Origin of the sequence: Psychromonas hadalis ATCC BAA-638, from assembly GCF_000420245.1 — a bacterium.
GTDB lineage: Bacteria > Pseudomonadota > Gammaproteobacteria > Enterobacterales > Psychromonadaceae > Psychromonas > Psychromonas hadalis.
Genome location: NZ_ATUO01000151.1, coordinates 1 through 8,552, shown reverse-complemented (window position 1 = coordinate 8,552; position 8,552 = coordinate 1). Strand labels below are relative to the sequence as shown.

The 8,552-nt window shown below is 36.5% G+C and carries 8 protein-coding genes and 1 pseudogene; 2 read left to right on the top strand and 7 right to left on the bottom strand.

Annotated elements, in window-relative coordinates:
- The 5 genes from G322_RS0115250 to G322_RS0115230 form a co-directional block, all read right to left on the bottom strand.
- Positions 1–264: hypothetical protein (locus G322_RS0115250; protein WP_028866669.1), on the bottom strand; the 264-nt coding region annotated here is incomplete at its 3' end.
- A gap of 116 nt (positions 265–380) precedes the next feature.
- Positions 381–1,331, bottom strand: coding sequence for an ABC transporter substrate-binding protein (locus G322_RS0115245; protein WP_022942604.1), 951 nt, complete (start codon positions 1,329–1,331; stop codon positions 381–383).
- Positions 1,332–1,373: 42 nt separating this feature from the next.
- Entirely contained in the window at positions 1,374–2,372 is a 999-nt protein-coding gene (locus tag G322_RS0115240) for an ABC transporter permease (protein WP_022942603.1), read from the bottom strand.
- 4 nt (positions 2,373–2,376) lie between these two features.
- Entirely contained in the window at positions 2,377–3,876 is a 1,500-nt protein-coding gene (locus tag G322_RS0115235; protein WP_022942602.1) for a sugar ABC transporter ATP-binding protein, read from the bottom strand.
- 139 nt (positions 3,877–4,015) lie between these two features.
- On the bottom strand, positions 4,016–5,605 hold the full coding sequence (locus G322_RS0115230) for an FGGY-family carbohydrate kinase (protein WP_022942601.1): 1,590 nt from the start codon (positions 5,603–5,605) through the stop codon (positions 4,016–4,018).
- A gap of 221 nt (positions 5,606–5,826) precedes the next feature.
- Here G322_RS0115230 and G322_RS0115225 point away from each other — a divergent pair, with 221 nt between their 5' ends.
- On the top strand, positions 5,827–6,828 hold the full coding sequence (locus G322_RS0115225; protein WP_022942600.1) for a LacI family DNA-binding transcriptional regulator: 1,002 nt from the start codon (positions 5,827–5,829) through the stop codon (positions 6,826–6,828).
- A gap of 103 nt (positions 6,829–6,931) precedes the next feature.
- Here G322_RS0115225 and G322_RS22930 read toward each other — a convergent pair.
- Positions 6,932–7,182, bottom strand: a pseudogene (locus tag G322_RS22930) (transposase); the annotation flags it as partial.
- 653 nt (positions 7,183–7,835) lie between these two features.
- Here G322_RS22930 and G322_RS23950 point away from each other — a divergent pair.
- Positions 7,836–8,156 (top strand): hypothetical protein, encoded by a 321-nt coding sequence (locus tag G322_RS23950; protein WP_022942599.1) that lies wholly within the window; start codon positions 7,836–7,838, stop codon positions 8,154–8,156.
- A gap of 225 nt (positions 8,157–8,381) precedes the next feature.
- Here G322_RS23950 and G322_RS22925 read toward each other — a convergent pair.
- Positions 8,382–8,552: transposase domain-containing protein (locus G322_RS22925; protein ID WP_169337489.1), on the bottom strand; the 171-nt coding region annotated here is incomplete at its 5' end.

The window sequence follows — 8,552 nt, the reverse complement described above, 5'->3', positions numbered from 1 at the left end:
CCAACAAGGTGTCACTGTCATTACGACACCAACATTTTCACGCTTAAATTTATCAGCACATGCAGCAGATTCTGAAACACCACCGATACAAGTATCAGCAATAATACATTCCACTTTGTCACCACTTGTGTGACGAATATGAGCTTCAATAAAAGCAGCCGCTGATTTAGCCATATTCATGGTCTGCTCTTCTAGTGACTCACGAACACCCATTTGACGGCCATCAATAGTAGGACGAATACCAATTTTAATAAGATTTGTCATATTTAGATTCTCATTTATAACGTGTTGAGTTAATTACTTGTAATTGAATCGTATGAAATAGAGAGATATGTTTCTCGATAAGTATCTCTCTTAATAGTTTGGTAATTAATTACTCATTATTTACCAAATGGGTTTAGTACTGCTTGCATTTCAGGGCTGTCAATATTCTCTTTAGTAATGATTACCACAGGAATATTAATAATTTCCGGAACGTCTTGACCTTGTAATACAGCGTAAAGTGTTTTTATACCTTGATAGCCAATTTGGAACGCATCTTGAACGATGAAACCTTGAATTGTGCCTGCTCTAAGGAATTCAATAATACCCTCTGTACTATCAAATCCCATTACTAGAACTTTTCCTGAAAGATTCATGCTGCTAATGGCATTTGCTACACCGGTAGTTGCGCCTTCATTTGTAGCATAAACAGCAGCTAGGTCAGGATTTGCACGGTACATATCAATCGTTTTATCCATTGCTTTCTGAGGATCACCATCACTATATTGAATATCTAATACTTCAATATTTGGATACATCTCTTTCATTTTATCAGTGAAACCTTTAGAGCGTTCTATAGCACTTTGTGTACCCGCTACGTGAGCAATAATACCCACTTTACCTTTACCACCAAGCATTTTGCCGAGCGACATTGCAGCATCACCACCGGCACTAATATTGTTGGTGGCAACAAAGCTTTTAGGAATATCTGAGTTAACACCAGAATCAAATGTTACAATTTCAATGTTTCTTGACTTAGCCATTTCTACAGGCATTACTAGAGCATTTGAGTCTAAAGCAGCCAGTAAAATTGCATCAGGTTGACGCGCCATCATGTCTTCCATTAACTGAATTTGTTGATTAATTTGCGTTTCATCAGCAGGACCTACAAAACTTGTTCTAATTCCCAACTCTTGTGCTGCTGTATCTGAGCCTAGTTTGACTGTTTGCCAAAATTCGTGTTGGTAGCCTTTACTTACTACCGGAATATAAAGTTCATCCTTTGCTTGCACCGTACCAAAACCAAAAGCTGTAAGCGATAAAACCAATAGTGCTTTAGTAAATTTCATATGTATTACTCCATCATTTTTAAGGTTAAATAGTTAAGTAAGTTATTTCATTTTCTTTCTTAGTGTATCTAGGTAGACAGCTGCAATAACAACAATCCCCATTGCGACCATTTGCCAAAATTGAGAGACCCCCATTAAATTAAGTCCATTTTTAAGGATACCCATTATAAATGCCCCGATAATTGTTCCTCCGATAGTCCCAATACCGCCCATAAGGCTAGTTCCACCGATGATTACCGCTGCAATCGCTTCTAACTCATAACCAACACCAACGGTTGGTTGTCCAGAATTTAATCGAGACGTTAGAATGACACCTGCAATACCCGTTAATAAACCACAGAACGAGTAAACAAACATTTTTACCTTATCGACTTTAATACCTGATAAATGCGCAGCCTCTTCACTACTGCCTACTGCGTAAATGTATCGACCAATGACAGTCCGCTTTAAAACGTAAGCAGAGATAAGCGCAATGACTGTAAGATAGATAACAGGATAAGGTATAAAATCGAATAAACTGCCTTGAGAAATAAAACGTAAAGTGGGGTAGTCCTGAAAATATAATGCTCGCCCATCAGTTAATACAAGGTTAATACCACGCACAGACATCATTAGCCCTAACGTAGCGATAAAAGGAGGAATAGCGCCTCGAGTAACGAGAAACCCACTTAAGCAACCACAAAGTAAACCCGCTAGCGCACCTGTAATAACACACATCCAAAGTGGAAGCCCGATTGAAGCCGCTAGGCCAACGGCAACACCAGAGAAAGCCATTACTGAGCCTAGTGATAAATCAATACCTGAAGTTATAATCACATAGGTAACACCAATGGCCATTATGCCAATCACTGATGTTTGTAAAGCGACGGTTAATAAATTTGACGTATTCAGAAAATAAGGTGTTCCGAAACTAAAAAATATCATTAACAAAACCAAACTAATTAATGGTGCAAATTTCATTAATAGCTCTTTATTCAGTATTTTTCCTTTTGGTAATGTACTTATTTCTACTTCACTGATGTTTTTTGTATTAGTTGTCATTTTTTTATCCTTCTAAAGTTGCGTATTTCATTATGTTTTCCTGAGTAGCACGTTCAGCTTCTAGTTCTCCGGTTATTTTTCCGTTTCTCATGACTAAAATTCGATCGCACAAGCCTAATACTTCCGGCAGCTCAGAAGAGATAACAATTATCGACTTACCTTGTACAGTAAGTTGATTAATTAACTCATATATTTCCAACTTTGCACCTACATCTATCCCTCGAGTTGGTTCATCAAATATTAGAATTTCAGTATCCTTACAAAGCCATTTTGCAATAATAATTTTTTGTTGATTACCACCGCTTAAATTACCTGCCAATTGATCTAAATCTGGTGTTTTTATTCTTAACTTTTCCTTTAACTCTTGGCTGATGTTAATGCACTTCTGCTCATCAATAACACCAAATTTATTGGAATACTCATCATAACTACTGAGCATGGTATTAACATTGACCGATAAACCTAATGCTAAACCTTCTTTTTTTCTATCTTCCGTTAAGTAGCCAATCCCTCGATTAATAGCGTCATGAACATTTTTTATTTTAACCTCTTGACCAAATAAAATGACCTGTCCGCTATCAATTGAATCCGCTCCAAAAATGGCTCTAGCAACTTCTGTACGTCCAGCTCCCATAAGTCCCGCGAACCCCAAAATTTCACCACGATGAAGACTAAAATTAATATCCTTTAATACACCTTTTCGGTTTAGATTTTTTACCTCTAGAACAATTTCATCACTCGGCTTATTCGCTCTTTTAGGAAAAATATCCCCCAAATCACGGCCAACCATCATGGTAATCAATTCGTCAATACTGCTCGACGCATAATCAACCGTTCCGATAAAACAGCCATCACGCATCACCGTTGCGCGATCAGCTATTTTCGCTAGTTCTTCAAGGCGGTGAGAGATATAAACAATACCGACTCCTTGAGACTTCAGCATATTAGTTACATCAAACAAGCTTTCAATTTCACTTTCAGTTAATGCGGCTGTAGGCTCATCCATGATAAGAACTTTGGCATTAATTGATAACGCTTTAGCTATTTCTACCATCTGCTGTTGAGCGACAGAGAGTGTTTCGACAAGCGTATTTGGATTGATGTCCAGATTTAGTCTATCCAGAATTTTCTTAGCACCTTCGACTTGAGCATGTTCATCGAGAACCCATTTATTTCCGGCTCGAAATTCACGTCCGATAAAAATATTATCTGCAACAGATAATTCAGGAAACAGATTAAATTCCTGATGAATAATCGCAATTCCTTTTTCTTGTGCAGAGATCGGTGTATCAAAAACGACCTCTTTACCTTCGAAAATAATGCGCCCGTTATTGGGTACATGCACACCTGATAAGACCTTCATTAATGTCGACTTACCGGCACCATTTTCACCTAATAGAGCATGCACTTCTCCGCTCCTCAGGTTAAAACTTACATTATCCAAAGCAAGCACACCGGGAAATTTCTTGGTAATATTTTCCATTTTGACTAGTGTTGTATTCATAATCATATCCTTTATTGACCAGCTAATATCACACATATATTTCTCGCCAATCCTTATTCGATAAGTTCTGGTACAAATATTATTGTAGGCATAACCTGCTGTTATTATTAAACTTTACTGATATATAAAATTCAAAGTATTAAATTTTCGTCATCATATTTTGATATTTAATCTGATCTTCATACATTTCTAAAAATACTTGATATTTTGCGTTGTAGAATTTTGTTTTGTCAACATTAGGTAAAATACGTTTACCTTCACTACTCATGTTCTTAATCGCACTTTCTAACGATGTATAGAAACTACTTGCAGTAGCCCCTAGCATTGCGGCCCCTAATAATACAGCTTCAGGTTCTTTCGATAAAACGACCTCACAACCAGTAATATTCGCATGCTCTCGAAGCCATAGTGGATTTTTAGTTCCGCCACCACACATATTTATTTGAGTTATCTGATGGCCATTTTGAGCCATTGTTTCTATAATATGTCGAGTACCAAAGGCAACTGATTGAATTCCAGCTAAATAGTGTATAGCAAGCTCATCTAAATCTTCATTCAGGCTCAGACCTGAAACCATGCCTTTTAAAGTAGAGTCTGCTCTTGGGGATCTGTTTCCGTGGTGATATCCCAACATATGGAAATTCATCATCAATGCAGGATTATTGGCTTCTAATTCCGCAACTTTTCCATTAAGAATTTCATAGACAGTTCTTCCTTCTAATTCTGAACGTTGTCTGAGAGCTGGATATTGAGCAGAGTTTTTGATGATATGATCAATCAGTGATCCTGCGGCACTTTGTCCGCCTTCTAATAACCAATAACCAGGTAACATAGCGCCCCAGTATGGTCCCCAGATACCAGGAACAAAAAGTTCTTTTTTAACAACAGCCATATGACAGGATGACGTACCACCAATGATCGCAAGTGTAGATTCTGGATCATCACCAATGATTGCCAGCCCCCCAGCATGTGCATCAATAATGCCCGTCGAAACGATGGTATTAATAGTTAACCCAAGTTCAACCGCTGCTTTCTCTGTTAAGTTGCCAGCAGCTGTTCCAATGTCATAAATAGGCCCCTCTACTTTGCCTTCTTCAACTATATCTTTTAGGTCAATCTTCTCTAAGAGTGAATTCGCCCATTGATTTTTATGGGCTAAATAATTCCATTTACAGCTTTTTGTACAGACACTTCTAATCGGCAGTGAAGTTGAGCGATAAACAAGAAAATCAGCTAAATCAAAAAACTTTGTGATTTTCTGATACTGTTGTGGTAAGTATTTTTTAATCCAAAGAATTTTTGGTAATTCCATTTCAGGACTAACCTCTCCCCCAACGTACTTTAACGCCTCATCTCCTGTTGCATTTATTTCTTTAGCCTCTTCGATAGCTCGGTGGTCCATCCACATGATGATGTTTTGATTATTCAATAAACTAGGGGAAATCGATATAGGTTGATCATCTGCACCTAATGCAACGAGCGAACAAGTTGCATCAAATCCAATTCCTACAATATGATCAACCGAAACTTTACTTTCTGCTACTGCACGCTTTACTACATTGCATACTTGTAACCAAATATCAGTAGAAGACTGCTCAACAAAATCTGTTTTAGGACGAAATTGCATTATTGGGCTTACTGCCAAAGCCAATTTTTCACCTAAAACATTAAAAACGCCTGCTCGGGCACTTCCTGAACCTACATCGACACCAATAAAATATTTACTCATTATAATCCTTAAATATTATTTTTTAACTTGCTAACTCGTGTTAGCAGTATTTATAGCAAGTATTATTTGTCTATTCAATGTACAAATATAAAAAATGTGATATATATCTAAATATGTTGCATCATCATATTGCCTGACATTTGAACAACTAATGCAATGATTCAAATAGTTTTAGTTTTGCGCAAAAAACCATTTAACCAATAATAAATAGAGGAAGAATAATGGGGAAAACAATTACTGAAGTTGCCAAAGCAACAGGATTTTCAATAACCACAGTAAAACTTGTCGTCAATAATAAAGCGAAGCAATATCGTATTTCAGAAAAAACTCAAATAAAAATCAAAGATTATGTCAAAGAACACGGTATTATGATCAACCAAGTAGCAAGAAGCTTAAAGTTAAATAAAACCAATACGTTAGGCTTGGTTATACCAAGACTAACTAACAGATTTTTCTCCTCATTAGCTCAGCTACTGGAGCAACTCTGTTGCGACAATGGCTACCAATTAATTACAGTATGCTCAGGGGATTCCCCAGAAAGAGAAGAAGAGGTTAGTAAAAACCTTATAGCGAGAGGAGTAGACGGATTATTTATTGTTCCAAGTAGTAAAGAACAGCAACTTTTGTCTATTAAATACGCTAGAAATAAACCAATAGTTTTTTTAGACCGAAACTTTGAAATAGAGGGCCAATCAACAGTAATTAGCGATAACTATGCGGGTTTTTTGCAATTGTCTAAAGCAATATTAAAAAAATCAACATCAGATATTTACCTTATCAGTGGGGATAATAATCTACCAAGTATTAAACACCGATTGCAAGGCTTTGTTGACGCTCATAAAGACCTAAAGAAAACATTGGTTCATAACTGGATAATATCCGTACCACACAATCAAGCAAATGATGGATTTGAAGGAATGAAAGCGTTACATAAAGAGCTTAAACAGCTTCCAGAAGCTATTGTTTTTTCTTCACTTCCCATTCTTGAGGGGGCTTTACATTATCTTAAACTTCATTATGGTGTGATTCCTAGTCAGCTTATTATTGGTACTTTTGATGATCATAATATGTTGGATTTTTTGCCAAATTCGACATATTCAGTAAAGCAGGATACAAAAACAATCGTAGAAAATTGCTGTTCTATCATGCTCAGTTTATTAAAAAATATACACACAAAGCCAGCTAACTATGTAGTTAAGCCTAAGCTCATTCATAGGAATTAATAATTACAATAGATCGGTATTGGTCACTCAAATTCTGTCAAACATACCTTAATCTAGGTTTAAAGCATGAGCATATTCACATTACTTCCCACAGCTATTCGATAGTTGATGGCAACTTGGAGTTTTCAAATATTGTATTAGTCGTAACAGACGTTTGATGGTGACAATGATTACATTGATATAGTTTTCTTGATTTCAATGAGCAATAACTCGTTGACAAACAAGCGGGACAGACAAAACCACTTGGCCATTTCCACTTAAAGAGAGCATTTAAACACTGAGTTTCCGTACCATAATTATTGAATAATTCAGGAAAACTGTATCCATATGATGCTGAACTGTATTTTTACTCATGACTACTCTCCTAATTGAAGTGCACAGAGGAAACGAGTGTAAAACAAACAGAATTAGTTCGCTTTCTCGTCATTTGTTAATTAAATCATCAAAAGGCAGAGCTAAAGTCCCACTTCCGAGGAATAATTAGCTTGTTTTTAGGAAGTGGGACTTTAGTCCTGCGTGTTTTCATTCATATAAAGAGAGGCTAACCCCTTCAATCAAGAAAAATCACTGGGTTGGTGGTTAACTGTACTTAACTTGTATTATTTAAACCCGTTTTTCCTATTGAAGTGCACTAATAGTATAGTTTGTTTTTTAGTCGATCATAGCTGAGTAATGTGGGTAATCAGGAAAAATCATGTAGATGAGAAACGTTTACTTGTGGATAAAGCGCTCGACTTAATTTCGGAAGGTTTGTTCATTGGATGCGAGATCATCTAGTTGGAAATTGGCAAAGATTATGCCAAATATAAATTGCACTATAGTCACTAATTCATTGAATATTATTCACGCATTAAAAAACAAAAGCAATATTCATATAATTACTCAAGTTTTGGAGTTGAAATAAATCAATAATTCGCATCTAATTGCATGATATAAAATAAGTTAATGTCTCTACATGGTAAAATGTTTGTTAACTAGACAAAACAAAAAACCACACGAGACATTAAATGAATTCTGACACAAAGGCTGTAAATTTACCATCATTAGCTGCTAATCTCCTAAGTCAAAGCAACCTTAATATTGACAATGTTTTTAGCACCACATGGAAGAACCTTGGTTTTAAGGCCATATTGCGCCAAGCTAAATTCAGCAAGCGATCTGGCACTCCTGTGGAAGATGTCGTGTACTTATTGATGTTTTGGGTTTGGCTAAAAGTAGATTTTGTTGCTATGTTTTCAAGAGATTCACTATTAAGCTTTTCTGATGCAAAAAAAGATGCGCTATATGACCTACTCAATCGTGAAGATTTAGACTGGCGAAAACTGTAACTATTAACCGCTAAAAAAATATTGAAGACCCACAAGAAAAACAAACTTAATGCCTTTGTCATTGATGACTCAGTAAAAACAAGGCGTGGTAAAAAAATGCAGGTGTATCAAGTCACTTTGATCACTTAACGGGGCGTTGCGTAATGGGTCAGCAGATAGTCACGCTTGGTGTTGCAAACGATGAGCAATTTACCCCATTGACAGTAAGCGTCTGGGTAATGGCACCTAGCTACGCTTAATATTCCATGGTAGCAACGCATCAATATCATTCGGGTTTTCAGCAATCTGCTGCAAGCAGGTTGCGATATAATCATGAACAATAAGATCATTCGCTTTTGCTGTTTCAACCAAACTATATAAAATTGCACTCGCGTTCGCACCTGTATTGGTGTACGA

What these genes read in the sequence shown, in the direction of transcription:
- G322_RS23950 (WP_022942599.1), top strand. Translation starts at nt 7,836, where the DNA reads ATGAATTCTGACACAAAGGCTGTAAATTTACCATCATTAGCTGCTAAT.
- G322_RS0115240 (WP_022942603.1), bottom strand. Translation starts at nt 2,372, where the DNA reads ATGACAACTAATACAAAAAACATCAGTGAAGTAGAAATAAGTACATTA.
- G322_RS0115235 (WP_022942602.1), bottom strand. Translation starts at nt 3,876, where the DNA reads ATGAATACAACACTAGTCAAAATGGAAAATATTACCAAGAAATTTCCC.
- G322_RS0115245 (WP_022942604.1), bottom strand. Translation starts at nt 1,331, where the DNA reads ATGAAATTTACTAAAGCACTATTGGTTTTATCGCTTACAGCTTTTGGT.
- G322_RS0115225 (WP_022942600.1), top strand. Translation starts at nt 5,827, where the DNA reads ATGGGGAAAACAATTACTGAAGTTGCCAAAGCAACAGGATTTTCAATA.
- G322_RS0115230 (WP_022942601.1), bottom strand. Translation starts at nt 5,605, where the DNA reads ATGAGTAAATATTTTATTGGTGTCGATGTAGGTTCAGGAAGTGCCCGA.